Annotated in this window: 12 protein-coding genes; 2 read left to right on the top strand and 10 right to left on the bottom strand. The window is 70.5% G+C overall.

Going from position 1 to position 25,994, the window contains the following annotated elements:
- Nucleotides 1–168: 168 nt before the first annotated feature.
- A complete protein-coding gene (locus H3H55_RS08840) occupies nucleotides 169–1,332 on the bottom strand; it encodes a M20 aminoacylase family protein (protein ID WP_193098335.1) in 1,164 nt (387 codons plus the stop codon).
- Between the two features lie 331 nt (nucleotides 1,333–1,663).
- On the opposite strand from H3H55_RS08840, the gene H3H55_RS08835 reads away from it, so the two are divergent.
- Entirely contained in the window at nucleotides 1,664–2,737 is a 1,074-nt protein-coding gene (locus H3H55_RS08835) for a type IV toxin-antitoxin system AbiEi family antitoxin (RefSeq protein WP_193098334.1), read from the top strand.
- A complete protein-coding gene (locus tag H3H55_RS08830) occupies nucleotides 2,706–3,611 on the top strand; it encodes a nucleotidyl transferase AbiEii/AbiGii toxin family protein (protein ID WP_193098333.1) in 906 nt (301 codons plus the stop codon). Before H3H55_RS08835 ends, H3H55_RS08830 begins: the two co-directional genes overlap by 32 nt.
- Nucleotides 3,612–3,659: 48 nt before the next feature.
- Here the strand turns inward: H3H55_RS08830 and H3H55_RS08825 are convergent, their stop codons facing one another.
- The 9 genes from H3H55_RS08825 to H3H55_RS08785 all read right to left on the bottom strand — a co-directional run bounded on the left by H3H55_RS08825 (nucleotide 3,660) and on the right by H3H55_RS08785 (nucleotide 25,880).
- A complete protein-coding gene (locus tag H3H55_RS08825; RefSeq protein ID WP_027787436.1) occupies nucleotides 3,660–4,076 on the bottom strand; it encodes a PIN domain-containing protein in 417 nt (138 codons plus the stop codon).
- Nucleotides 4,073–4,336: a type II toxin-antitoxin system VapB family antitoxin gene (gene vapB / locus H3H55_RS08820; RefSeq protein WP_193098332.1), complete on the bottom strand. Its 264-nt coding sequence runs from the start codon at nucleotides 4,334–4,336 to the stop codon at nucleotides 4,073–4,075. The genes H3H55_RS08825 and vapB overlap by 4 nt, the downstream gene beginning before the upstream one ends.
- Nucleotides 4,337–4,576: 240 nt before the next feature.
- Nucleotides 4,577–5,593 (bottom strand): GNAT family N-acetyltransferase, encoded by a 1,017-nt coding sequence (locus H3H55_RS08815; protein ID WP_193098331.1) that lies wholly within the window; start codon nucleotides 5,591–5,593, stop codon nucleotides 4,577–4,579.
- Nucleotides 5,593–6,432 carry a formyltransferase family protein gene (locus H3H55_RS08810; RefSeq protein WP_193098330.1) on the bottom strand — a complete coding sequence of 280 codons (840 nt, stop codon included), beginning with the start codon at nucleotides 6,430–6,432 and terminating at the stop codon, nucleotides 5,593–5,595. The genes H3H55_RS08815 and H3H55_RS08810 overlap by 1 nt, the downstream gene beginning before the upstream one ends.
- 88 nt (nucleotides 6,433–6,520) lie before the next feature.
- Nucleotides 6,521–8,794, bottom strand: coding sequence for a TonB-dependent siderophore receptor (locus H3H55_RS08805; RefSeq protein WP_193098329.1), 2,274 nt, complete (start codon nucleotides 8,792–8,794; stop codon nucleotides 6,521–6,523).
- 22 nt (nucleotides 8,795–8,816) lie between these two features.
- Nucleotides 8,817–10,181, bottom strand: a complete 1,365-nt coding sequence (locus H3H55_RS08800; protein ID WP_193098328.1) for a lysine N(6)-hydroxylase/L-ornithine N(5)-oxygenase family protein — start codon at nucleotides 10,179–10,181, stop codon at nucleotides 8,817–8,819.
- A gap of 32 nt (nucleotides 10,182–10,213) precedes the next feature.
- Nucleotides 10,214–11,227: a GNAT family N-acetyltransferase gene (locus H3H55_RS08795; protein WP_193098327.1), complete on the bottom strand. Its 1,014-nt coding sequence runs from the start codon at nucleotides 11,225–11,227 to the stop codon at nucleotides 10,214–10,216.
- Nucleotides 11,217–16,196, bottom strand: coding sequence for a non-ribosomal peptide synthetase (locus H3H55_RS08790; RefSeq protein ID WP_193098326.1), 4,980 nt, complete (start codon nucleotides 16,194–16,196; stop codon nucleotides 11,217–11,219). The genes H3H55_RS08795 and H3H55_RS08790 overlap by 11 nt, the downstream gene beginning before the upstream one ends.
- 9 nt (nucleotides 16,197–16,205) lie before the next feature.
- A complete protein-coding gene (locus tag H3H55_RS08785; RefSeq protein ID WP_193098325.1) occupies nucleotides 16,206–25,880 on the bottom strand; it encodes a non-ribosomal peptide synthetase in 9,675 nt (3,224 codons plus the stop codon).
- Nucleotides 25,881–25,994 lie beyond the last annotated feature (114 nt).

Here is a 25,994-nt window from a genome sequence, read left to right as displayed (position 1 = left end):
CCTGTATTCATCGAGCCGATCCGGCGTCGCGCGCAGCGTAGCACGCGACCTGTCCCGTCGATGTCAAGGAGCGTCAAATCAGCGTGTGCGGTCCGCGCGCATCCGATTTCACGGGCGGGCGCGCACGCACACACCGGGCGGCGGTCACCATGCCGCCGTGACGCTGCGTCACACCAGAAACGCCTCGGCCAGCTTGACCCAGTAAGACGCGCCGGTCGGCAGCGCGGCATCGTTGAAGTCATACCCCGGGTTGTGCACCATGCAGCCGCCCTCCCCGTCGCCATTGCCGATGATCAGGTAGCTGCCCGGCCGTTTCTCGAGCAGGAACGCGAAATCCTCGCTGCCGGTCAGCGGCACCATCCCGTCGATCAGGTTCGCGTCGCCCACCCACTCGCGTGCAACGCCGCACGCGAACGCGGTCATCTCAGCATCGTTGACGAGCACCGGGTAACGGCGCTGATAGTCGATCGTCGCGGTCGCGCCGAACACGGCCGCCTGCGCATGCACGACCTCCTTGATGCGCGTCTCGAGCAGGTCCCGCACTTCGGGCTTCAGCGCGCGCACGGACAGGCGCATCTGCGCGCGATCGGGAATCACGTTCGGTGCCTCGCCTGCGTGGATCGCGCCGACCGTGACGATCGCCATGTCGAGCGGCGACACGTTGCGCGACACGATCGTCTGCAACGCCAGCACGATCTGCGCGCACACGACGACGGGATCGATCGCCTTGTGCGGCACCGCGCCGTGGCCGCCGCGGCCCTGCACGTCGATGGTCACGGTATCCGACGACGCCATGAACGGCCCCGGCAGGAAGCCGAATTTTCCGGTCGGGAAGCCCGGCATGTTGTGCATCGCGAAGATCGCATCGCACGGGAACAGCTCGAACAGCCCGTCGTCGAGCATCTTCTTCGCACCGCCGAGCCCTTCCTCGGCCGGCTGGAAAATCAGGTTCAGCGTGCCCGAGAAGCGGCGCTCACGGGCGAGATGCTTCGCGGCCGCGAGCAGCATTGCCGTGTGGCCGTCGTGGCCGCACGCATGCATCTTGCCGGCGATCGTGCTCTGGTACGGCAGGCCCGTCGACTCGTGGATCGGCAGCGCGTCCATGTCGGCGCGCAGGCCGAGGCGCTGCGTGCCGTCGCCTGCCTTCAACTGCGCGACGACGCCCGTGCCACCCAACCCGCGCTGCACCGTGTAGCCCCACGACTGCAGTTGCTCCGCGACGAGATCGCTCGTCGCGAATTCCTCGAAGCCCAGTTCGGGATGGGCATGGATGCGGTGCCGGATCTCGATCATTTCGTCGGCAAGGCCTGCGGGGATCACGCTGTGCGTCATGGGGTCGTCTCCTGTGTCCGGTGGGGAATGTGCAGGCAAGGATAGTCGGTTCGGCGGCAACCGGGCAGACGGAAAGTCGTCGCGGTAGCAACTGATGGTTGCCGTTTCAAGGCGTGACACGCGGTGGGCACACCCCGGCCATCCGGACGACTGCCGCTCGCCATGCGGGCATGTGAAACTTCGATTTTCCGTGTATAAGGATCCGGCGATGGCCGCTGAGATATCGAGAATATCGCCTGTTCATCAAGGACTTGCGAAGGGTTGTTCATTTTTTGACGTTTGTACATTTTTTGTGTACGCTGACAAAAAAGTGAACAGGCGACCCGCTCCGATGCCCAAGAACGCCACCCTCCCGATGTCGGAACAGCGCGTGCTAGACGAAGCCTGCGCCGCGTTCGAACGCGCGACGCGGCGCTTCAAGGCACGGCCCGTGCGCGTGCCGGCGGCGTACAACGCGCGCGCCGACGCGATGATCCGCTTCGACGTCGCGGGGCAGGCATTCGAGATGCCGGTCGCCGTGAGCCTGCGCGTCGAATCACTGCCGGGTGCGCTCGCCGAATTGCGCCGCCGCGGCGGCGCTGCCCCGATGCCCGGCGAGCGGCCGCTGATGCTGGTCGCGCCGCATCTTTCGGCCGAGCTGGCTGCCGGCCTGACCGACCAGGGCATTCCGTTTCTCGACACTGCCGGCAACGCATGCCTGATTCAGCCGGAGGCAACCGTGATGATCGCGGGCCGGCCGAAACCCGCACGCGCGCCACGGCGCCAAGCATCGCGCGCGACGACGCCAAAGGGGCTGGCCGTGATGTTCGCGCTCGCGACGCAGCCGGGCCTCATCGCGCAGCCGTATCGGGGGATCGCCGCCGCATCGGGCGTCGCGCTCGGCACGGTCAATCTCGCGATGGACGATCTGATCGCGCGCGGCCTCGTCGGGCAGCGTCGCAACGGCGAGCGCCTGATTCCAGACTGGCCGCGCTTCGTGCAGGAATGGGTCGCGCTGTACCCGAGCCGCTTGCGCGCGAAACTGCCGAGCCGCCGGTTTACCGGCCTCACGCCCGACTGGTGGCGCGGTTTCGATTTCGCGGCTTTCGATGCGCGGCTTGGCGGCGAGCCGGCGGCCGACCTGCTGACGCACGACCTGAAGCCGGCCGCGACCACCGTCTATACGCACGGCGCGGTGCCCAACCGCCTGCTGCTCAAGGCTCGCCTTCGCCCGCACGAACACGGCGACGTCGAGTTCCTCGAAGCGTTCTGGCCGCACTCGCCCGCGCTCGACTGGCGCGAGCAGGATGTGCCGCTCGTGCCGCCGCTCCTGATCTACGCGGATCTCGTCTCGTCCGGGGACAGCCGCAACCTTGCCGCCGCCGAACGGATCCATGACCGATACCTCGCCCATCCGCCCGCTTGAAGTCGATCCACGCCGGCCGCTCGAGCCGGCGGCGGTCGCGCTGCTGCAAGCCCTCAGCACGGCCTGCGTGCGCCTCGACGCGGCTTTCGTCGTCGCTGGCGCAACCGCACGCGACATCCTGATGTGGCACGTGCACGGCATCCGGCCGGTGCGCGCGACACGGGACGTCGACGTCGCGGTGTGCGCGGTGAGCTGGCCATTCCACGCGCATCTCGTCGATGAACTCGTCGCGACCGGGCAATTCACGCGCGCACCGAAACAGCAGCAGAAACTGCTGTTCGAGAGCGGAACGTACGGTTTTCGCACCGAGCTCGATCTCGTGCCGTTCGGGCCGCTCGAAGCGCCGCCGGGCGAGATCGTGTGGCCGCCGGACGGTGAATTCGTGCTGAACGTGCTCGGGTTCCAGGAAGCAGTCGACACCGCACAGCCGGTGTCGATCGACGCGCGCACCGTGGTGCCGGTAGCCAGCCTGCCGGCGCTCGCGCTGCTGAAGTTGCTCGCATGGAAGGACCGGCGCGCGCGCCAGAACAGCGACGCATACGACCTGCTGTTCCTGCTGCGGAATTTTCACGACGCCGGCAATCGCGAACGTATCTGGGATGCCGCGCCGGACCTGCTCGAAATGCACGCGTTCCAGCCGGGCCTTGCCGCCGCCGCGCTGCTCGCGCGTGATGCGAAACGGATCGCGTTGCCGCAAACGCGCGACGCCATCCGCGCGCTGCTGTCCGACGAAGCGACTTACACGGCACTCGGCCAGGATCTGCTGGCACGCGCGTTCGCACTGTTGCCGGGCGAATTCAGCGATGACGCAGATCGGTACCTCGACGCGTTCCGCCACGCCCTTCTCGTTGATCCGCCCGCCCCGCCCACTTGACGCGCCGCTGCAAAACAGCCACGCCACCGAGCGTTCGCCCCGCTGCGCTCAGGCCGCCCAGTCTTCAAGCGACAACCCGGCGACCCGGCCGAATTCGCGGCCGTTGTTCGTGACGAGCACCGCGCCGGCCGCGATCGCATGCCCGGCGATCGACGCATCGTTCGCGCCGATCGGCGTGCCGCGCGCGGCGAGATCCGCGCGAATCGCGGCCGTTGCATCGACGGCCGCCGTATCCCATGACAGCACGCCATCCAGCCGCGACACAAAGGCCGTCACGAGTTCCGCATGCTTCGGCGACGCTTTCCTGCCGACCGCGCCGAACCGCATTTCGGCATAGGTAATCGCCGATACGACGATCCGGTGCTGCGCATTGACGCACGACTGCAACCGCGACAGCACCACGGGTGGGCGCTCGCGCATGATGAACGAACAGATGTTCGTATCGAGCATATAGAGCGTCGTCACCGGCCGGACTCCGTCGAATCGGCGGCGTCGCCGGACAGGTCGAAACGGCCGGACTCGATGACGGCCGGGCGTTCGGCGAGGAAGTCGGTGTCGGCCAGCGGTTCGTTCGCGAACGAGAGCCACGTGGGACGCACCGGCCGCAGCAGCAGCGTGTCGCCCTCGCGGCGGATCTCGAGTTCCGTCACGCCCTCGAACTCCATGTCCTTCGGGATGCGGATTGCCTGGTTACTGGCGTTCTTGAAAATGGAAACGGTGCGCATGAGCCACTCCACGGGAGTACGATGCGCCCATTCTAGGCATATGCCAGCATATGTCAATATTGGGGGCCGCGAATCGGGCGTCGAGCCCCATGCTGTAGCGGGTGTTTTTGCCATGTCGTCGTGCCTGTCGTCGATGAGGAGAGCGATCCATTCTTCACGACGCAGGCCGCGCGGTCCATATCCCGAACGGCCGAGGCAGGCGCGACGCAGGGCCGCGCGCATCGTCGCCCGCCCGCCTCGTCACGGCAACCGGAAAGTGTCGAAGAATGTGTCGCGCTCGATCATGGTGAGCGCCGCACGCTTGTGCGGGAAATCGAATTCCTTCAGCGTGTGGAACCCGAGCCGGTGCATGTACGCGATGTGCCGCACGTGATCGACGCGCGGCTCGCCGACGAGCCGCTGCGTGCGCGGTTCGTCGACGAACATGTAGTGCAGCACCCCGCTCCACCACGCATGCAGCTTGCCCGCGCTCTGGAAGCGCGAGTCGCCGATCAGCAGGTGCAGCCCGCGATCGTAGTCGTGCGCGTCGTAGAACGGCGCGAGGCGATCCTCCTTCGCCCAGTAGAACTCGAAATAGCCGAACGGCTTGTCGTCGAAATAACCGATCATCGGGTGCATGTGCGGATCGGCGAGCCGCTCGGCGAGATACGCCGCATGCTCGTCGCGCGTGCCGCGCTGGTCCCAGAACTGCGCGACGCGATCGAGGTTCATCCAGCCGCTGAACAGGTCCGCGTGCGCGTCGATGTCGACGGTGCGCAGGCTGAACGTCATCCCGACCTGCGGCATGTAGCGCGCATAGATCTCGCCGGCCGGCGACGGCGGCCGCACCGGATGCCGGTGGCCGTTCGTGATCGCGTAGCGCAGCGGCATCCCGCCCGACGCGGGCGCCGTCAGCCACGGCCGCGGGTTCTGCCAGAACGTCGTGCGCGACACGCTCAGGCGCAGCATGTCGCCGGCGACCTGCTCGCTGTCGATCACGCCCTCGCGCACCGCGCGTGCGACGTACGATGCGACGGCCGCCGCACCGGCGCCGCCGAGCGGCACCGAGATCGTTGCCGCATCGTGCCGCGTGTCGGTATTGAACAACGCGACGAACGCCGCGAGCAGCCGGTCCGACGAGTCGTCGGGATGCCATGCGTCGAGCGTGTGTTCGGCGACCGGCGCCGCCTGGCCGGGCGCGGCGCCGTCGAGCGCGGCTGCCACCTCACCTTCGACGGCGTCTGCGGCGCCGGCCGGTTTCGTCAGCGTGCCTTCCATCACAGTGCTCCCGCATCGTGGCGGTCGGCGAGGACGTGAAGCCCCCGCTCGAGCGCCGGAAACAGACTGCGCTGGAAGTTGTTCCAGCGCAGTTCGAGAATCGTGTCGTCCGGCGCGATCGGCGTGTCGAGCACGTCGCAGATCACCTCGCCGGAATCAATGCCGTTGTCGACGTAGTGGAACGATGCGCCCGTCATCGTCACCGGCGCGACGGACGACGTCGCGCCGCTCGCCCAGTCGACCCGTTCGCCGCGCGCGCCGTGCAGCGCGTCGAGCGTCGCCCACGCGCCGCGCCGCTGATACGGCGAATCGTCGGCCGTGATGCCCGGGTGGATGTTCGCGATGCGCCGGTGAAAGCGCGCGCCGGGACGCACGAGTTCGTCGAGGATCACGAGCAGCCCGTCGAGCACGACGACGTCCGCGTCGAGTTCGAGCAGGCGCTCGAGCAGGCGGCGCTCGAACGCCTGTTTGCCGGCCACGCGCTCGCGCGCGTCGCGCGGCAGGCGCCGGTACGTCGACGGAATCGAACAGAACAGCTCGTCGACCGGCCGGCCCTGCACCGTCAACCCTTCCGGCAGGATCCACGGGCGGCCCGGCGTGCGCGCGAACCCGTAATCGGCCACTTTCGCGCGATCGGCCGGCGAACCGTCGTCGTCGTCGACGATCACGCCCTCGAGCGTGTAGCGCTCGCCGAGCGGCGAGTCGTTCAGGCGCTCGACGAGGAATTCGAGCGGCGCCTTCATGTAGCGCGTGCCGCCCTGATAAGCGACCGGCTGGCCGGCGCGATCGGCCGCGCCGTTGCGCAGCGACTGGATGTAGACGAGATTTTTCTTCGGCATGGAGGCGTCGTGGAAAAAAGCGGACGAAGGCGCCGCGGCCGGCCCGCGCCGGCCACGAGGGCCGGCCGGCAGGCTGCGACGCGCAACGTCACCAGTTGTATTTCGCGGTTGCGATCACCGTGCGGTCGGTGCCGAACACGCAGACGTTCATCGACTGGCAACCGCTGATGTAATGGCGGTTGAACAGGTTCGTCCCGTTCACGGCGAAGCGCCAGTTACGCGTGTCGTAATGCACACCCGCGTCGAACAGCGTGACGCTCGATACCGTCAGCGAGTTGTCGGCCGCACCGGCCGACGCGCTCTGGTAGCGAATGCCGCCGCCGAGGCCGAAGCCGGCGAGCGGCCCCGTGTGCCACGTCCAGTCGGTCCAGAGCGACGCCATCTGGCGCGGACGCGGGATGTCGACCGGCCAGTTGTTCAGCGACACGTCGTTGGCCTTCACGTTCTTCACGTCCTGGTACACGTACGACGCGATCAGCGACAGGTTCCGCGTGAGCTTGCCGGTCGCGCTCAGCTCGATCCCGCGCGAACGCACCTCGCCCGTCTGCACCGACTTCGTGCCCTCAGGGTCCTGACTCGGCAGCGCCGACGTGAGCACATTGGTCTGGTTGATCTGGTAGATCGCCGCGTTCAGCATCAGGTTCTTGCCGGGCGGCTGCCAGCGCAGGCCGGCCTCGATCTGCTTGCCGCGCGTCGGCTGCGGCAGCCCGCCGCCGAGCAGGTTCACGCCGATCAGCGGGTTGAACGACGTCGCGTAGCTGACGTACGGCGACAACCCGTAGTCGCCCTGGTACGTGAGGCCGACGCGGCCGGTAAACGCCGTCACGTCCGCCTTCGTCGACGTGCCGCCCGCGCGGTCGTCCATCCGCATGTTGACCCAGTCCTCGCGGCCGCCGAGCGTCAGCGTCCAGCGGTTCCACTTGATCTGGTCCTGCGCGTACAGGCCGAACGTGTTCATCGTCGTGTACGTGTTGGTGCGGGACGTCGACGCCGGATCGAACACCGCCGTCGTGACCGGCAGGTAAACCGGGTTGTAGATGTTCAGCGGCGGCGCGGCGGCGAGCCATTCGCTGTCGGTCGCGGTCTGCCGGTTGTACTGGAAGCCGAGCAGCAACGTGTGCTGGAGCGGGCCCGTCGTGAAACGGCCTTCCACGTTGTTGTCGATGTCGAAGCGGCTGTAGTTCATCTGGAACACGCCGGCCCAGCGCGACACGTCGGTCGTGCTGCCGTCGACGAAGCCGTTGCCGAACACCGAGCCGTTGTCGAGCGACAGGTGCATCAGGCGCACGTTCTGCCGGAACTTCCACGCCGGGGTCAGGTTCTGCTCGAACTGGTAACCGACCGACCACTGCTTCTTGCGGTAGTAGTTGAAGTTCCCGTCGCCTTCATAGACGTCCTTGTTGATCTGCCCGTTCGGGTTCGGCAGCACCGTGCCCACCGCGGGCAGGAAGTTCGACGAGATGTCGCCCCAGTCCTGCAGGTACGTCGCGGACAACGTCAGCGACGTATCCGCGTTCGGGCGCCAGCGGAACGACGGCGCGAGCGCGACGCGCTGGTCGTTGTTCGGGCCGGTCAGCGCATTGCCGTCGCGCGCGACGCCGACGAAGCGGTACGCGTACTTGCCGTCGGCGTCGAGCTTGTCGCCGACGTCGATCATGAACTGCTTGCGTGCATAGTTGCCGATCTGCACGCCGGCCTCGCGCACGCGCTCGCCGTCGGCGAGCTTGGTCTGCACGTCGATGATCGCGCCCGGGTCGCCCGCGCCGTACAGCACCGAGGTCGGCCCGCGCAGCACGGTGATGCTGTCGATCATGTACGGATCGACGCGCCAGCTCGCGAGGTTGATCGTGTTCGGCACCTGCAGCCCGTTCACGTAGGCGGTCGGCGTGAAGCCGCGCAGTGCCGCGTACCAGTCCGAGCGGTTGTCCGAACCGTACGACGAGAAGCCCGGCACGTAGCGCAGCGCAGCGTTCACGTCGGTTGCGCCGGTCATCTCGATCTGCTGCGCGGTGACGACGTTGATCGTCTGCGGAATCTCGTTGATCGGCGTGTCGGTCTTCGTGCCGGCGCGGCTGCGCTTCGCGACGAGCCCGACCGTGCCGTCTCCTTCCGAGGCCGCGTTGACGTTGATCGCCGGCAGCGTGCCATTCGGCGAGCCGTTCTGCGCGCTGGTCGACGCATTGGCCGCCGCACCGTTCTGCGCACTGCTGGCCGACGCCGCGGCGCCTGCGTTCCCGGCCGGCGCCGTCTGGGCGTATGCCTGCCCCGCCGCCGCACCGAACGCCACGCTTGCCGCGGCTGCGATCGCACGCAAACGCGTGCCTGTTGCCCACTCCATCTTTCTCTGCTCCACTTTTTTCATGCGGTCTCCGACCGCGCCTTTGTCAAAGAGCGAAAGCCATGCGGCCCGCACTCACCCCGTTTTCTTGTCTTGCCCGGGCCGCGCCTTCGTTTTGGGCGGGCGCGATCCCGTCTTCGAGCGACGCGCAGATTTCGTCCGCGCGGCGTGCCAGTACCGACAGCAGCGTGTCGGACAATCCGTGGCTGTCTTCGCAGCAGCCTTGCAGGTAGATGCGCGGCGCGAAGTGCTCGGGCGTCGCGAGCAGGTAGTCGCGCGTGACGTCGCCGCGCGTGAGCGCGTCGCCCAGGTGCGGCGCGAGCCCTTCGAGCAGCGCCGAATGCGTATCGCGGCGGTAGCCCGTCGCGAGCACGAGCGCGTCGAAGCGCTCGACGCGCGTGGCGCCGCTCATCCGGTCGCGCAGCGTCAGTTCGATGCGGCCGTCGGCGCTGCGCACGGCGCCCTCGATCGCGCTGTTCGCGAGCAGCGCATGACGCGGCGTGCCGTCGATGCGCTGCAGGTACAGCATTTCGTAGATCTGTTCGATCAGCGGCCGGTCGACCACCGCGTAGTTGGTGTCGCGATAGCGATCGAGCAGTGCGCGGCGCGCGTCGTGCGGCTGCGCATAAACGACGTCGGTGAACTCGGGACTGAAGATCTCGTTGACGAACGGACTGTCGTCGGCCGGCTTCAGCGCACCGGCGCGCATCACGAGGCTCGCGTCGACGTGCGGGAAGCGGCGCGCGAGATCGATGAACACCTCGGCCGCGCTCTGCCCCGCGCCGATCACCGCGACGCGGCGGCGTTCGCCGTCCGGCGACGCGACGAGCCGGTCGATGTCGGTGAGATACGACGACGAATGGATCACGCGGTCGCGGCCGAGCGCGGCGAACGCGTCCGGAACCGCGGGCGTGCCGCCGACGCCGACCGACAGCGCGCGCGCGACGCGCTGGCGCTCGTGGCCGGCGGCGTCGCGCGACAGCACGCGCAGCGCGTCGATCCGCGCGCCGTCGCCGTGCACGGGTTCGATCGCGAGCACGGTTTCGCTGTAATGGACGCGATCGTCGAACGCGTCGGCGACCCAGCTCAGGTAGTCGTGGAATTCGACGCGAGTCGGATAGAAGTTCTTCAGGTTGACGAATTCGTTCAGCCGGCCGCGTTCGAACAGGTAGTTGATGAACGTGTAGCGGCTTTTCGGATCGCGCATCGTGACGAGATCCTTCAGAAACGAGATCTGCATCCGGCAGTCGTCGAGCAGCATCCCGCGATGCCAGCCGAATTCCGGCTGGCGCTCGACGAAGCAATGGGCGAACGTGCGCGCGCCGCTGCGCTCCGCGAGGCGCACGGCCAGCGCCAGATTCGACGGCCCGAAGCCAACGCCGATCAGGTCGAATACGGTTTCTCTCTGCATGTTTCAGCTCCCTTGTCGGTGAATCCGGCCCGTCAGACGTGACGGCCGGAGAAGAACGTCTCGCGCAGCGTGCGCATCCACAGCGGCTGCACGTCGGCCAGCGCGAGACGGCGCTGCCGCGCGAAGCCATGCCGCGCGAGATGGTCGGCAACCCGCGCGTGGCCGGCCGGAACGGCACAGCCGACCGCTTCGGTACGCAGGTCGTCGAGAAACAGGTAATGAACGACGGACGGCAGCCAGCCCGCCACGCAATGCGGGCCGCGCCAGCGCGACTCGCCGACCAGCATCCGCAGCCCGCGGTCGTAGTCGCGCGCCGCGACGTGCGGCGCGAGCGCGTCTTCCTTCAGCCAGTAAGCCTCGAAGTACGCGAACGGCTCGCCGTCGAAACAGCCGACGAGCGGCGTGACATGCGGATCGGCGTCGGCCGCGCCGGGCTGTGCGCCCGGCCAGCCGTCGCGCACGCGCGGCTCGGCGAACCAGCGCGCGACCCGCTCGGCATCGTCGGCCGGCTGCCAGCCGCGCAGCGTGAAGCGCACGCCGAGCGCCGGCAGGTCACGCGCGTAGACCTCGCCGCGCGGCGCTGGTGGCCGGCGCGGGTGACGCCGGCTGCCGGTCAGCATCGGCAGCGTCGCGCACGGCAGATGCGGGCCGACGAGCCACAGATCGGCCTGCTGCGCCCAGCCGTCGCGCACGCAGCGGCCGCCGTCGGCGAGCACGCCGCTCGCGCGCAGCGCATCGAGCGCCACCGCCGGCCATGCGGCCGGATCGAGCCGGATCACCGCGTGGTGCGCGCCGTCCGAAAACGCCGCGGACAGCGCGGCCAGCAGCCCACGCCGCTGGTCGGCCGGCGCCGCGCGATGGTTGTACGCGACGAGGCGCAGCGTGCCGTCGTCCGCGAGTTGCGCGCGCAGCAACTGCGCGCCGATGCCGTCGCCCTGCGCGACCCGGATCTCCGAGCCGTCGCGCGCGGCGAACAGGCCGTCCGCGAACGCGAGGCGGCACGTATCGGGCATCGTGAATCCGTCCGGACGCACTTCAGCCAGCATGGCGTTCCTCCTGTCCTGTTTCTGCTTGCGCATCGAGCCGCGCGCCGAGTGCCGCGAGCGTCGGCGATGCGAACACGTCGGCGACCGTCAGCGCATGACCGGAGCGGCCGGCCGCGTCGACGAAACGCACGACGTCGAACGACGTCGCGCCAGCTTCGAACAGGTTCGCGCCGGGCTCGGGCGCGGCCGTCGCGAACGTGTCCGACCACAGCGCCGCGAGCGCGACAGCCGCGTGCGGCGTGTGGGACGGCGTGTCGGCGAGTGCGCCGCCGCTTGCATGGGCGATGCCAGCCATTTGCGCGACGGCACGCGTATCGGGTGCGCCGAGCGCAGCCTCCGACGCACCGGCGAAGCGCGCGACTTCGTCGTGATAGACATCGACGAGCGCATCGACGAAACCGCGGTCGAGCAGTTCGTCCGCATACGAGAACGCGGCGCTCACGCGGCCGTCCGGATGCTCGACGACGTCCAGCTCGAGCGTGAACACGACGCGATGGCGCACGTCGTCGAACGCCGCGAGCGACAGGCCGGCCCAGTCGCGAGCGGCCGCGCCCGTCGGGCGCAGGTAGTTGAACATCACCTGGAACAGCGGATTGGCCTGCGCGGCACGCGGCGCGCGCAGCGCCGCGACGACGTCCGCGAACGGCACGTCCGCATGCGCATACGCGGTGAGCGCCGTATCGCGCACTTGCGCGAGCACGTCTGCGCGGCGGGCGGCCGGGTCGATCCGCGTGCGCACGACGACCGAGTTGATGAACAGGCCGAGCGCATCGCGTGCCGCATCGCCGGTCAGCTCGCGCGTCGACGCGAGCACGCCGACCGGCTGGTCGGCCGCGCCCGTCGCACGGAACAACGCGGTATTGAGCGCCGCGTGCAGCAACATCGGCAGCGTCGCGTGCGCCGCCGACGCGGCGTCGCGCGCGGCGCGGATCAGCGGCGCGTCGAATTCGAACGCGATGCGGGCCGCGCGCCATTGCGGCACGACCGGCGCATCCGCGCGCTGCGGCAGCACGCGTGACGGCAGATCGGCCAACGCGTCGCGCCAGTACGCGACGCGGGCCGGATGGCACGGCGCGGGCAGCACGAGTTGCGCAGCCGCTTCGGCCGGCACGGCGTTGCCCTGCACACGAGCGACATAACAGGCGCGAACCGCATCGAGCCACAGCTCGATCGATTCGCCATCCGACACGATGTGATGGATCGTCACCGACAACACGTGGTCGTCCGTGCCGAGCCGCAGCACGCGGGCGCGCCACAGCGGCGCATCGGCCGCGAGGTCGAATGGCGCGAGCGCATCCTCGTCGGTCAGCGCCGTCGCGCGGGCGAGCGCATCGGGCTGCGCCGACAGGTCGACGAGCGGCAGCGCAACCGGCGCCGCCGCGTCGATCCGTTGGCCCGGCAACGCGCCGTCGCGAACGACGAGCCGCGCGCGCAGCGCCGGATGCACGGCCGCCGTCGCCGCGAACGCGGCGCGCAACGCATCGACGTCGAGCGGGCCGCGCACGCGCAGCGCGACCGGAATGTTGTACGCGACGCTGTCCGGCTGCGCGCGCCACAGGAACCACAGGCCGAGCTGCGCGGGCGACAGCGGCCACACGCCGTGTGCGTCGGGTTTGGCGACCGCGACGCCCGGCGCTGCCGCACCGGCATGCGCGGCGCGCGGTGCGTCGGCCACCTGTTGCGCGTACTGCGCGAGCACCGGCGCCTCGAACAGCGCGCGCACCGGCACGTCGCGGCCGAGCCGTTCGGCCACGCGCGTCGCGACGCGCACGGCGGCGAGCGAATGGCCGCCGAGATCGAAGAAGTGATCGCCGCGGCCGACGCGCTCGAGATTCAGCACGTCGCACCAGATCGCCGCGAGCGCGGCTTCGTCGCCATCGCGCGGCGCTTCGTACGCACGCTCGACGCGCACGGGCGCCGGCAACCGTGCGCGGTCGACCTTGCTGTTCGCGTTGCGCGGCAGCGCGTCGAGCACGATCAGTTGCGCGGGCACCATGTAGTCGGGCAGCGTGCGGCGCAGGTGCGCGTCGAGCGTCGCGGCTTCGACGGGCTGCGCGGCCGCCTGTGCGTCGGCGGTCAGCTCGACATACGCGACGAGTTGCGCGAGCGCGCCCTGCCCGTGTACGACCGCGCACGCTTCGCGCACCGCATCGTGCGCGGCCAGCTGCGCCTCGATCTCGCCGAGCTCGATACGCAAGCCGCGCAGCTTCACCTGGTGATCGACGCGGCCGATGAAGTCGAACACGCCGTCCGCGCGGCGCCGCACGAGGTCGCCCGTGCGATACAGGCGCGCGCCCGGCGCGCCGTACGGATCGGGCACGAAACGTTCGGCCGTCAGCGCCGGGCGGTCGAGATAGCCGCGCGCGACGCCGATCCCCTCGCCGCCCAGATACAGTTCGCCGATCACGCCGACCGGCAGCGGATGCAGCCGCTCGTCGAGCACGTGAGCGGTACGCGCGCCGACCAGCGTGCCGATCGGCAGATACGCGGCGTCGCCGAGCTTCGCGAGATCGTCGCCGGGCCGGAACATCCACAGCGTCGGCGTGATGACCGTCTCGGTCGGGCCGTAACCGTTGACCACGCGCACGTTCGGCAGCGCGCGGCGCAGCATCGCGAACGCTTCTCGCGACGTCGCTTCACCGCCGACGGTCAGCGAACGCAGCGTCGGCGGCGCGCCGTGCGCGAGCGCCCATTCTGCGAGCTGCGCGGCGCAGCCCGGCGGCACGTAGGTCATCGTCACACCGTCGCGGACCATCATCGCGCAGGTCTGCGCGGGCGGCCACAGCACGTCGGCCGTCACCGACACGGCGGCGCCCGACATGTATTGCGAAAACCAGCCTTCATGCGCGCCGTCGAAGTTGACCGACTGGAACAGCAGGAACACGTCCTGCTCGCCCGCGCCGTAGCGCTTGGCGATCGCCGCGCAATGCAGCGCGAACGACGCATGGTCGACGATCACGCCCTTCGGCTTGCCGGTCGAGCCCGACGTGTAGATCGCGTAGGCCGCATGACCGGGCAGCACGTCGGGTAGCGCGATATCGGCGGCTTCGTCGAGCGCCTCGATTTCGTCGGCGCGCCAGACGCGCAGCGACGGCAGCTCGGGCAGCGACGCGGCGCTCGCGCCGTCGGTCAGCACGTGTGCAATGTTGGCATCGCCGACGATCTGCGCGAGCCGTTCGCGCGGGTGGGCCGGATCGAGCGGCACGAACGCGGCGCCCGACTTCAGCACCGCGATCAGTGCAACGAGCAGGTCGACCGAGCGCTGCAGCGCGACGCCGACGCGCATCTCCGGCCGCACGCCGGCCGCCACCAGATGGCGCGCCAGGCGCGCCGCGCGTGCATCCACTTCGCCGCGCGTCAGCGCGCGATCGATATCGGCGACGCCGCGGGCATCGGGCCGCGCGTGCGCATGCGCGGCGATGCGCGCATGCACCGGCACGAACGGTTCGGTATCCGTCGCGCCCGCCGGCGCATTCCACGCAAACAGCTGTGCCCGCTCGTCGGCCGGCAGCCAGTCGAGATCGCCGACCGGCATGTCGGGGCGCGCGAGCGCGTCGCCGAGCAGCGTGACGAAGCGCGCGGCCAGCCGCGCGATCGCGTCGGCGTCGAACAGGTCGAGCGCGTAGATGAACGCGGCGTCGAACGTCCCGTCGGGCGTCGCCTCGACCGACAGCGTCAGGTCGAACTTCGCGGACGGCGTGCCGGACGGCAGCAACGCGGCCGACGCCGCGCCGAGCGCAGGCAGCGCACGGCGTTCGCCATACGCGGCCATCACCTGGAACAGCGGATGGTGGCTCGCGCTGCGCGGCACGCCGAGCGCGTCGACCACCTGCTCGAACGGCACGTCCTGGTGCATCTGCGCGTCGACGAGCGCGCGCTGCGTACGCGCGACCAGCGACGAGAAGTCGCCGTGCGCGGGCACGTCGACGTCGATCGCGAGCGTATTGACGAAGAAGCCGATCAGGCCGGCGACCTCCGCGCGTTCGCGGTTCGCGGCCGGCACGCCGACGCAGATCCGCGCGTCGCCGGTCGCGCGTGCCAGCAGCGCATCGAGCGCGGCGAGCAGCACCGCGAACGGCGTCGCGCCCGATGCGGCCGCGAACGCGCGCAGTTGTGCGCCGACGCGCGCGTCGAGCGAAAACACATGGCGTGCGCCGCGCGCACTGCGGCGCGCCGGCCGCGCGGTGGCGCCCGGCAGCGTCAGCACGCCGCGCTGCGGATCGAGCCGTTCGCGCCAGAACGCAAGCTGGCGATCGCGTTCGCCGGCGTCGAGCCAGCGACGCTGCCACAGCGCGTAGTCGGCGTACTGGATCGGCAGCGGCGCGAGCGGCACCGGCCGGTCGGACGCATACGCGCGATAGAACGCCGCGAGTTCTTCCAGCATCACGCCCGACGACCAGCCGTCCGACACGATGTGGTGCACCGTCAGCGCGAGCCAGTGATGCGTCGCGTCGAAGCGCACCAGGTGCGCGCGCACGAGCGGCGCCGCGCCGAGATCGAACGGTTCGGCTTCGTCGGCCGTCGCGACGGCCTCCGCGCGCGCGGCACGCTGCGCGTCAGGCAGCGCTTCGAGATCGGTTTCGCGCCACGGGCAGCGCAGCGGCGCGTGGATCGTCTGCGCGACGCCGTCCGGCGCCTCGTCGAAGGTGGTACGCAGCGCCTCGTGGCGTGCGATCAGCGCGTCGCACGCGAGACGCAGCGCATGCGCGTCGAGCGGGCCCGTCAGTGCGAGGCGCTCGGTGATGTGATACGCGTCGGGCGCGTCGATCAGCCGCGCATGCAGCCACAGCCGCGTCTGCGCGAACGATGCCGGCACGCGGTCGCTGCGCGGCGTGCGCGGCGGGATCGGCAGCACGCGAAAGTCGATGCCGGCCGCGCCGAGCTTGTCGATGAAGACCGCGCGCTGCGCGTCGGGCAGTTGCGCGAAACGCGTCGCGAGCGCCAGCCAGTCGGGTTGCACCTTCGTCATCCGTCGTCCTTATTGGGTTTCCAGTTCGCCGAGCAGCGCGTCGATCGCACTCGCCGCATCGGTCGCGCCGCGCGCCGCGCAGGCCGCATCGATCGCTTCCGCGCAGCGCGCGAGCGTGCGCGTGTCGAACAGCGTGCGCAGCGGCAGTGCGAGCCCCCAATGCAGGTTCGCCTGCGCGTGGGCCTGCGTCGCGAGCAGCGAATGGCCGCCGAGCAGGAAGAAATCGCCGTCGCGGCCGATCGCATCCACGTGCAGCACGCGCTGCCAGATCTCCGCAAGCGCACGCTCGGTGTCGGTCGCAAGTTCGACGGCTTCGGCCACTTCGCGCACCGGCGCCGGCAACGCATGGCGGTCGCACTTGCCGTTCGGCGTGACAGGCAGCGCGTCGAGTTCGATCAGCTGCGACGGCACCATGTAGGCCGGCAGTTGCGCGCGCAACGCGTCGAGCAGCGCCGCGCGGTCGAGCGGACCCGCGTCGCCGCGTGCGACATAACCGATCAGCTGCTCGTCGCGCACGATCACGACCGCATCGTTCACGCCGGGCGCCGCGCGCAGCAATGCCTCGACCTCGCCCGGTTCGATCCGCTGGCCGCGCAGCTTCACCTGCGTGTCGACGCGGCCGAGATAGTCGAGCGCGCCGTCGGCGCGGCGCCGCGCGAGGTCGCCGGTACGGTACATGCGCCCGCCCGGCACGAACGGATCGGGCACGAAGCGATCGGCGGTCAGCGCCGGACGGCCGAGATAACCGCGCGCCAGGCCCGCGCCCGCGAGGTACAGCTCGCCGGTCGCGCCGGCCGGCACCGGTTGCCATGCGGCATCGAGCACGTGCAGTTGCAGGTTCGCGATCGGATGGCCGATCGGCACCGCGACCGCGTTCGCGTCGTCGGGGCCGCAGGTCCAGTGCGACACGTCGATCGCGGCTTCGGTCGGCCCGTACAGGTTCACGAGCGTCGCGTTCGGCAGCAGCCGTGCCATCTTCGCGACGAGTTCGGGCGCGAGCGCCTCGCCGCTCGCGACGATCAGGCGCACGCTGTCGCATTGCGCGGCGGCAGAGAAATCGTCGAGATAAGCGGCGAACGCGGCGAGCATCGACGGCACGAAATGCAGCACCGTCACGCCGTGCGCGTGGATCGCGGCCGCCAGGCGCGCCGGATCGCGATGGTCGCCGGGCGCGGCGATCGCGAGCTTCGAGCCGATCGCCAGTGGCCACACGAATTCCCATACCGATACGTCGAAGCCGAACGGCGTCTTGTGCAGCACGACGTCGTCGCGCGTCAGCCGGTATGCGTGCTGCATCCACGCGATCCGGTTCGCGAGCGCGCCGTGCGTGTTGCCGGCGCCCTTCGGTTTGCCGGTCGAACCCGACGTGTAGATCAGGTAGGCGAGCTGCGCGTCGTCGACCTCGGCGGTCGTGTCGGCGGATGCGTCGGCTGCTTCATCGGCCAGCAGGTCCGCCACCGTCAGCAACTGCGTCGCGGCGCCGTCGCCCAGCGCGGCCTCGACCTGCTCGCGCAGGTGGGCCTGCGTGATCGCAACGGCCGGCCGCGCGTCGCGCAGCAGGTACGCAATGCGCTCGGCCGGATAGTCGGGATCGACCGGCAGGTACGCCGCGCCGGCCTTCAGCACGCCGACGAGCGCCATGACCATGTCGAACGAGCGCTCGACGCACAGTGCGACCGGCGTGTCGGGCCGCACGCCGCGCCGGCGCAGCGCGGCCGCGATGCACGACGTGCCGGCATCGAGTTCGCGATAGGTCGCGCGATGCACGCCGCCGTGAACATCCGCGTATTCGAGCGCGATCGCGTCCGGCATCGCCTGTGCCGCGGCGGCGAACTGCAGGTGCAGCGGCTGCCGTTGCGCATCCGGCCATGCACGCGCGGTGTCCTGCGCCAGCGCCAGTGCGGCGCGTGTCGCGTCGTCGGCGATCGACAGCGTGCCGAGCAATGCGTCCGGCGTGCGGGCCAGTGCGTCGAGCGCGCAGGCGAACGCGCGGTGCCAGGTCTCGACCTGCCGCGCATCGACGCGCGCGGTGTCGTAGCCGTAGTCGATCGTCAGCTCGGCGCCGCTTTCGATCACGAGCGTCAGCGCGAAATCGGTGGCTTCGATGCTGCGCACGCCGCTCAACGCGAGCGAGCGCGGATCGGCGTCACGCGCCGTGTCGTCGACCGGGTAGTTCTCGAACACGACCAGCGTGTCGAACAGTGCACCGCCGGCGCCGCGCGCCCAGCGCTGGATGTCGGCGAGCGGCGTGTGCGCATGCTCGGCGGCGGCCGCGTTGTCGCGCTGCAAGGCCTGCAGCCAGTCGGCCGCGCGCTGCTGCGGCGCGGGCGCCGTGATTACCGGCAGCGTGTTGATGAAGAGACCAAGCACCGTGTCGACATCCGCGAGCGCATCGGGGCGGCCCGCGACCGTCGCGCCGAATGCGACGGCCGGCTGGTGCGTCATCCGCTGCAGCGCGAGCGCCCAGGCGCCCTGCACCAGCGTGTTGACGGTCAGCTTCAGTGCGCGCGCCGTCTGCGCGACGCGCGTCATCGTTTCCGCGTCGAGCGTCGCGCGCCACGTGACCATTTCGGCGTCCGCGCGATCGGCCGCGCGTTCCGCGATCAGCGTCGGCGCGTCGAGCCGTGCGAGGCGTTCGGTCCAGAAACGCTCGTCGGCATCGCGGTCGCGCGTGCCGAGCCATGCGATGAAGTCGCGATAACGCAGCGCCGGGCGGCTGGCGAACGGCGACACGGCGTCCGGGTCGCGATAGTCGCGCAGCACGTCCGCGAGCAGGCGCGCGGTGCTCCAGCCGTCGAGCAGCACGTGGTGACGCGTCCACACGACGCGCCATGCGTCGTCCGTCACGCGGATCAGCGTGAGCCGCATCAGCGGCGGCTCGCGCCAGTCGAAACCGCGCGTGCGGTCAGCCGCGAGCCATGCATCGAAATCGGCGTCGAGCGTGTCGCCGCGCGCACGCCAGTCGAGCTGTTCGACCGGCATCCGCGCATGGCGATGCACGCACTGCAGCGGCGCGGCTTCGTCCGGCATCACGCTCGTGCGCAGGATGTCGTGGCGCGCGACGGATGCATCGAACGCGGCCGCGAGCCGGTCTGCGTCCAGCGCGGTCGCGGTCGCGACGAGCTGGTTCACATAGCTCGCGTGACCGGGCGCGAACAGCGCGTGGAACAGGATGCCCTGCTGCATCGGCGACAGCGGATACACGTCGTCGATCGCGCGCCAGTCGAGCGGCGTGCGTTCGATCGCGGCCTGCGTGAGGCCGGCGGCCTGCGCGAGCGGAAAATCACCCGGCGTCGCACCGCCGCCGCGATGCGCGACCCGCGATGCGCAGGCTTCGACGAGCTCGCGCAGCGCGGCCGCGAAGCGTTCGGCGAACGCGTCGATCGTCGCGCGTTCGAACTGCGGCGCGCCATAGACCCAGTGCATTTTCAGCGTGCGTGCGCCGTCGCGGTCCGTATCGAGGTATGCGTGGATCGCGAGCGTATTGCCGAGCGGCCCCTGTGGGTCGCGTTCGACGCCGGTGCCGCCGAAGCGCGGCACGAGCGTCGCGTCGCGCGGCGCATCGAACTGGCCCAGGTAGTTGAACGTGACGCGCGGGCGCGGCACGGCGGCCAGCGCCGCGCGCGTCGCCGCATCGCCGTAATGCGCGAGCACGCCGAAGCCGAGCCCCTTGTGCGGCACCGCGCGCAGCGCGTCCTTGACCGCGCACAGCGTGTCGCGCGCCGTTGCCGCGACCGGCAGCGTCACCGGGTAATGGCTCGTCAGCCAGCCGATCGTGCGGCTGGCATCCGCGTCGTCGAACAGCGCCTCGCGGCCGTGCCCTTCCAGTTCGACACGGCACGATGCGGCGCCGCGTGCGCCGGCCAGCGTCAGCGCAAGGGCCGCGCCCAGCAGTTCGATCGTCTGCGTGCGGTAGGCCGCGTGCGCGTCGGTCAACGCCGCGCGGGTCAATGCCGCGTCGATCGTCTGCACGACGACGGCCGCATCGGCATTCGTTGCCGCGGCGTCGGGATGATCGGGCACGATGTCGTCGCCCTGCGCCATGCCGGCCCAGTACGCGGCCTCGGCTGCGAACGGCGACGCCGGTTCCGTCGCGGCGCGTGCGAGCCGTGCGGCCCATGCGTCCGCGCGCAGGCCCGGCTGCGACAGCCGGACCGGCGTGCGATCGCACGCGGCGCGGTAGGCCGTGTCCAGGTCGTCGAGCAGGATGCGCCACGATACGCCGTCGACGATCGCATGGTGAATCGCGAGATAAAGCTGCGTCGAACCGTCCGGCAGCCGTGCTGCGCAGGCGCAGGCGAGCGGCCCGCGGCCGAGGTCCAGACGGCGCTGCAACGCGTCGAAGCGCGCGAGCGCGTCAGCTTCGTCGCGTGCGGCGACGTCGACGAACGGCAGTGCGTCATAAGGCTTCGCGGCATCGCTGGCGTGCCACGTGCCGTCCGCGCCGCGCGCGAAGCGCTGGCGGAAGGCATCGTGATGCGTCAGTACCGCATCGAATGCCCGCGCGAATGCATCCGCGTCGAACGGCCCGCGCACGTCGAACGCGACCGACTGGTTCCAGTGGCCACGATGCGGGACGTCGAGCGCGAAGAAGCGCTGTTGCGCGGGCGTCAGGATCGGCGCGGCCGCCGGCGCCGCCGCTGCGGTCGCCGTGGCGATTGCAGGCTGTGCAGCAGCACTCACGTCCTCGGTCTTCGCGATGCGCGCGAGTTCGGCAACCGTCGGGCCGTCGAACAGCTGCTTCGGCGTGAAACGCACGCCGCGCTTGCGTGCACGGGCGATCACCTGCAGCACGAGGATCGAGTCGCCACCGAGTTCGAAGAAGTTGTCGTCGCGGCCGACCTGCGGGGCTTTCAGCACGGCCTGCCAGACTTCGGCGAGCACGGTTTCGACCGCGCCCTGCGGCGCGTCGCCGGACGCGCTTGCGACCGGCGCGGCCGCCAGTTCGCGCAGCGCCGCGCGATCGATCTTGCCGTTCGCGGTCACCGGCAGGCGCGCGAGCGCGACGAACTGCGCGGGCACCATATAGTCGGGCAGCTTCGCGGCGAGCGCCGCGCGCATCGCGGCTTCGTCGAATGCCGTGCCATCGCGCATCACGACGAACGCCGCGAGCCGCAGGCGGCCGTCGTGCTCGATCGCGAGCGTTTCGGCTTGCGCGACCGGGCCGGCCGCGCGCACGGCCGCACTCACCTCGCCCGGTTCGACGCGGTAGCCGCGAATCTTCACCTGGTCGTCGATGCGGCCAAGGAAAGCGATCCGGCCGTCCGCGCGCAAGCACACGCGGTCGCCCGTGCGATACAGCCGCGCGCCGGGCGTGTACGGATCGGGCACGAAGCGTTCGGCGGTCTGCGCCGGGCGGCCGAGGTAGCCGCGCGCGACGCCCGGCCCGCCCAGGTACAGTTCGCCCGTCGCGCCGGCCGGCACGCACGCGCCGAACGCGTCGAGCACGAGCGCGCGCGCATTCGGCAGCGGCAGGCCGAGCGGCACACCGCTCGCGGAATCGCGCGCGTCGGCGGCAATCGACGCCGTGTCGCATGCGATCGCACCGACCGTCGCTTCGGTCGGCCCGTAATGGTTGATCACGCGGCAGGCCGGCGCGAGCGCGGCCAGGCGCGCGACGAGCGCCCATGTGAGCGTTTCGCCGCCCGTCACGAGCGCGTGGCGCGGCAGCACGTCAGCCGGCACGCGTGCGTCGAGCAGCGCCTGCAGGTGGCTCGGCACGATCTTCAGCACGCCGACGTCGCGGCGGCGCATCTCGTGCGCGAACAGGTCGGGATCGAATGCGCACGCGGCCGGCAGCAGGTGCAGCGTGCGGCCCGCGCACAGCGCGCCGAACAGCGTCGTGTGGCCGAGGTCGGCCGCCACGGTCGACACCATCGCGAACGACGCGTCCGGTGCGAATGCGAGTTCGTCGAGCATCCCCTGCACGTAGTCGGCCAGCGCGCCGTGCGATACGACGACGCCCTTCGGCGCGCCGGTCGAACCCGACGTATAGATCAGGTACGCGCCCTGTTCCGGATGGGGTGCGACGCGCACGCCGGCCGCATGGGCGAGCGTCGCGTCCTGTGCGAGCGCATCGACGTCGAGCGGCTGCGCGTCGATGCCGGCCGGCCACGCGGCCGTATCCGCGACGAGCGCCCAGCGCGCGCCGCAGTCGGCTGCCGCCGCGGCGAGCCGGGCGGACGGTTGCGCGGGATCGAGCAATACGGCGAGCGCACCGGCCTTCAGCGCGCCGAGCAGGCCGACGACGAAGCGGGCCGATCGTTCGATGCAGACGACGACCGGCGCTTCGGCGGCGGCACCACGCTGGATCAGCGCGCGTGCGATGCGGTTCGACGCGTCGTCGAGTTCGGCGAACGTCAGCGACGCCGACGCATCGGCAAGCGCGACACGATGCGGGTACGCGGCCGCCTGCCGCGCGAATGCGGCGACGATGTCGGCATGCTCGACCTTCAGCGCACGGCCGTCGCGCGGCTGGCGCGAGGCAGCCGACGCGTCGCACGGCAGCGCGGCCGTCGTGCGTTGCGGATCGTGCGCGGCCGCGCCGACGAGCGCCGCATAGCTGTCGAGCCAGGCGCGCGCGGTATCCGTGTCGATGCAGTCGGTCGCATAAGCCGCGACCAGTTCGATCCCGTTCGCGTCGTCGGTGAAATCCAGCGCGAAATCGAAACGCGCGGCGAGATCGGGCCCCGGCGTTGCAACCGCCGTTGCGCCCGGCAGCACGCTGTCGTGCCGCGCGTCGAACTGCTGCGCGAATTTCACGCGCAGCCATTCGTCGCCGCGCTTGACCGGCGGCTTCACCGCGTCGACGACACGCTCGAACGGCACGTCCTGGTGCGCAACCGCGTCGAGTGCCGCCGTGCGTGCCGCATCGACCAGCGCGCGAAACGGCAGCGTCGGCGCCACATGCACGCGCAGCGCGACCGTATTCAGGAAGAGACCGAGCAACGCACGCGTTTCAGGGCGTTGGCGATGCGCGACCGGCACCGCGACGACGACATCCGTTGCGCCGGTCAGACGCGACAGCCATGCGTCGAGCGCGGCCAGCAGCACCGTGAACACGGTGGCCTGCGCGTCGCGTGCGAGTTGCCGCACGTCGGCCGCGACCGCGTCAGGCAGGCGCACCGATACGCGCGCGCCCTGCAGCGTGCGTGCGGCGCCCGGCTGCCGATCGACCGGCAGAGCGAGCGGGCCCGGCACGTCGCGCAATGCGCCGCGCCAGTAATCGAGCTGACGCTCGCCCTCGCCGCCCGCCAGCATGTCGCGCTGCCAGTCCGCGTAATCGGCGTACTGGATCGGCAGATCGGGCAACGACGGTTCGCGGCCTTCGGCATACGCGCGGTAGGCAGCCGACAATTCGTCGAACGCGCAGCGCGAGCTCCAGCCGTCGGTGATCGCGTGATGCGCGGTCAGCAGCAGGCGATGACGATCATCGGCGAGCGCCACGAGTGTCGCGCGCAGCAGCGGGCCTTGCGCGAGGTCGAACGGTTCGGCCGCATCGCGCTCCGCGAGACGCGCGGCTTGCGCGTCGCGCGCGGCCGGCGACTGGTCGCGCAGGTCGATCGCGGCGATCGATACCGGCAGATGCGCATGGATCCGCTGCATCACGACGCCATCGTCGTTGTCGACGAGCGTCGTGCGCCACGCTTCGTGCCGTCCGATCACGTGATCGAGCGCGCGCTGCAGCGCGTCGCGATCGAGCGTGCCGTCGATGGTCCAGTGCGCGGCGATGTGATATGCGGCGCTCGCGTCACGCGTTTGCGCAAGCACCCAGAAACGTTGCTGTGCGAGCGACGCCGCACGGTCGACATGGGGCACGCCCGATGCAGCCGCATCGATCGTCGTGCGGCGTGCGGAAATGGCGGCCAGCGGCTCGCCGGTCTCGCGTTCCGCGCGATCGACCGTCCCGGCCAGTTCGGCGAGCGCCGGATCGGCGAACAGCGTGTCGAGCCGCAGGTTCACGCGCCAGGCGGCACGGATCGCGGCCTGCAACTGCATCGCGGCGAGCGAATCGGCGCCCAGCGCGAAGAAATGGTCGTCGCGCGACGGCGTCGCGTCGAGGCCGAGCAGCGTCTGCCAGAGGCCGGCGAGCTGTTGTTCGGTCGGCGTGCGCGGCGCGTCACCGGCACCGTGCGTCGTGTCGCGCGCGGCGGCAATCCGCTCGCGCAGCGCGGCACGGTCGATCTTGCCGTTCAGCGTATACGGCAGCGCAGCGCAGCGCACGAACCGGTGCGGTTGCCATGCCGCCGGCAGTTGCGCGGCCACGTGCGCCTTCAGCGCCGCATCGTCGGCCGCCGCACGCAGTGCAACGCACGCGATCAGCCGCGTCGGCCCATTGCCGGTTTCGGCGACCACGGCCGCATCGGCCACGGCCGGATGCGAGCGCAGGCACGCGGCGATTTCAGCAGGCTCCACGCGTACGCCGCGCACCTGGACCTGATCGTCGAGGCGCCCGAGGTAGTCGAATGCGCCATCGTCGCGCATGCGTGCAAGGTCGCCCGTGCGGTAGACGCGCGCACCCGGCTCGCCGTCCGGATCGGGAATGAAACGTTCGGCGGTCAGTGCCGGGCGGCCGTGATAGCCGCGCGCGACGCAGACGCCGCCAAGCAGCAGTTCGCCCCCTTCGGCCGTATCACCGGCGGCGTCGCCGTCGATGCGCGCGACGCGCGGGCCGATCACGCGACCGATCGGCAGCGACGCATACGCGTCGTTGGCGGCCAGCACGGGTGTTTCGCCCGGCTCGACCGGCCACAGCATCGGCGAGATCACGGCTTCGGTCGGCCCGTAACCGTTGATCAGGCGTACCGACGGGAACGTGCGGCGCACGAATTCGAATGCCTGCTGCGGCAGCGCTTCGCCGCCAAAGGCAAGCACGCGCAGTGCCGGCGGCACGCCTTCGCGCGCGGCGACGGCCGCGAATTCGCGCAGGTATGCGGGCGGAAATGCGGCGACGTTGACCGACTCGCTCATCATCAGCGCATGCGCGGCGTCCGGCGCGAACGGCTGCGGCGGTGCAATCGCGATGCTGGCGCCGACCGCGAGCGGCGCGAGCCAGCATTCATGGGCGGCGTCGAAATTGACCGACGCGAAATGCAGCAGACGGTCGCCGGCCTCGATCGGCAGCGCGGCCGCGAGCGCGTCGCAGTGCGCGGCGAGCGGCCCGTGCTCGACGACGACCGCCTTCGGCGTGCCGGTCGAGCCCGACGTATAGATCATGTATGCGGCCGCACGCGGGTGCACGGGCACATCCTCGTCGTCGGCGGCGAGGTCCTGCCCGCCCGCCGCTTCGGCTGCCGCGTCGAATGCGTGTTCGAACGGCGCGCCGAGCGCCGCCCGGCCCGCTTCGTCGACGATGCCGTGCCGCAGCTTGGCATCCTGGACGATCCAGTCGAGGCGCGCGGCCGGATGGCGCGGATCGAGCGGCACGAACACGCCGCCCGCCTTCAGCACGGCCAGCAACGCGACGAACAGCTCGCACGAGCGTTCGACGCAGACGCCGACCCGCACTTCAGCGCCGACGCCGGCCGCGCGCAGTTGCCGGGCCAGCCGCGACGCACGCGCATCGAGCGCGCCGCGCGACAGGCGCAAATCATTCTGGAAAGGTGCCGCGATTGCGGGTGCGTCGGGCGCGACGCGCGCCAGTTCGCGGATTCGGTGATGCAGCGCAGTCGGGAAACTCGTCATGTGCGTGAAGTCCTTCGGTCCGGCCGCTACGGCCAAGTCTCGGGGCCGCTTGGGGCGGCTTCACTGGTGTGACGAACGGCGCGGCCGATTTTTTACCGTTTTGCGCTCAAAGTA

The sequence above is a fragment of the Burkholderia sp. Z1 genome (assembly GCF_014893795.1).
GTDB lineage: Bacteria > Pseudomonadota > Gammaproteobacteria > Burkholderiales > Burkholderiaceae > Burkholderia > Burkholderia theae.
The sequence above is the reverse complement of the archived record's forward strand: the minus strand, read 5'-3'. Positions and strand labels throughout refer to the sequence as shown.

Excerpts from the sequence above, each read along its gene's own strand:
- H3H55_RS08840 (WP_193098335.1), bottom strand. The coding sequence starts at position 1,332 with ATGACGCACAGCGTGATCCCCGCAGGCCTTGCCGACGAAATGATCGAG.
- H3H55_RS08835 (WP_193098334.1), top strand. The coding sequence starts at position 1,664 with ATGCCCAAGAACGCCACCCTCCCGATGTCGGAACAGCGCGTGCTAGAC.
- H3H55_RS08830 (WP_193098333.1), top strand. The coding sequence starts at position 2,706 with ATGACCGATACCTCGCCCATCCGCCCGCTTGAAGTCGATCCACGCCGG.
- vapB (WP_193098332.1), bottom strand. The coding sequence starts at position 4,336 with ATGCGCACCGTTTCCATTTTCAAGAACGCCAGTAACCAGGCAATCCGC.
- H3H55_RS08815 (WP_193098331.1), bottom strand. The coding sequence starts at position 5,593 with ATGGAAGGCACGCTGACGAAACCGGCCGGCGCCGCAGACGCCGTCGAA.
- H3H55_RS08810 (WP_193098330.1), bottom strand. The coding sequence starts at position 6,432 with ATGCCGAAGAAAAATCTCGTCTACATCCAGTCGCTGCGCAACGGCGCG.
- H3H55_RS08805 (WP_193098329.1), bottom strand. The coding sequence starts at position 8,794 with ATGAAAAAAGTGGAGCAGAGAAAGATGGAGTGGGCAACAGGCACGCGT.
- H3H55_RS08800 (WP_193098328.1), bottom strand. The coding sequence starts at position 10,181 with ATGCAGAGAGAAACCGTATTCGACCTGATCGGCGTTGGCTTCGGGCCG.
- H3H55_RS08795 (WP_193098327.1), bottom strand. The coding sequence starts at position 11,227 with ATGCTGGCTGAAGTGCGTCCGGACGGATTCACGATGCCCGATACGTGC.
- H3H55_RS08790 (WP_193098326.1), bottom strand. The coding sequence starts at position 16,196 with ATGACGAAGGTGCAACCCGACTGGCTGGCGCTCGCGACGCGTTTCGCG.
- H3H55_RS08785 (WP_193098325.1), bottom strand. The coding sequence starts at position 25,880 with ATGACGAGTTTCCCGACTGCGCTGCATCACCGAATCCGCGAACTGGCG.